The 513-nt window shown below is 51.9% G+C and carries 1 protein-coding gene and 1 pseudogene; both read right to left on the bottom strand.

The window, feature by feature from the left end:
• Nucleotides 1–77: 77 nt before the first annotated feature.
• Complete coding sequence (locus tag QZ310_RS13650) at nucleotides 78–200, bottom strand: hypothetical protein (RefSeq protein WP_297073840.1); 123 nt, start codon at nucleotides 198–200, stop codon at nucleotides 78–80.
• Between the two features lie 105 nt (nucleotides 201–305).
• Nucleotides 306–513: pseudogene (locus QZ310_RS13645) on the bottom strand (hypothetical protein); the annotation flags it as partial.

Genomic DNA, 513 nt, shown 5'->3' with positions numbered 1-513 from the left:
GGTTAAGCGCTTCCGGCCGGAGAATGTTTTATGTAGGTGCGTCAATCAAATCCTTTGATTAGGCGGAGAGGGGCTGATTAGTAGTTCCACTGGCAGGCAACCATGCGGAGGTTGTCACAGGCTATGGTGCGGAAGTCAGTGATGGTGTTGAAGCGGCAGTTGATGTAGGTAAGGGCCTGGTCAAATGACACGTCAAGCATGGTCAACTGGTTGTTGTTGCAGAGGAGACGCTGGAGGAAGGTCTGGTTGGAGAGATCCAGAGAGGTCAGGTCGTTGTAGGAACATACAAGGTCAAGAAGGGCGTTTCAGTTGCGGACTCCGAGGGTGGTCATGTTGTTGTCTGAGCAGATGAGGGTTGACAGTGAGGGAAGACCGGAAACGATGAAGTTGGTGATCTCGTTGTCGTCAACGTTGAGGTTCTGAAGGTTCTCAACACCTGCGAGGGTGACGGAGGTCAGCTTGTTGTAGCCGCAGTAGAGGTTCTTAAGATTTGTACAGCCTGAGACGTTGAGG

The organism is uncultured Duncaniella sp. (assembly GCF_910577345.1).
Taxonomy (GTDB): Bacteria; Bacteroidota; Bacteroidia; order Bacteroidales; family Muribaculaceae; genus Duncaniella.
The sequence above is the reverse complement of the archived record's forward strand: the minus strand, read 5'-3'. Positions and strand labels throughout refer to the sequence as shown.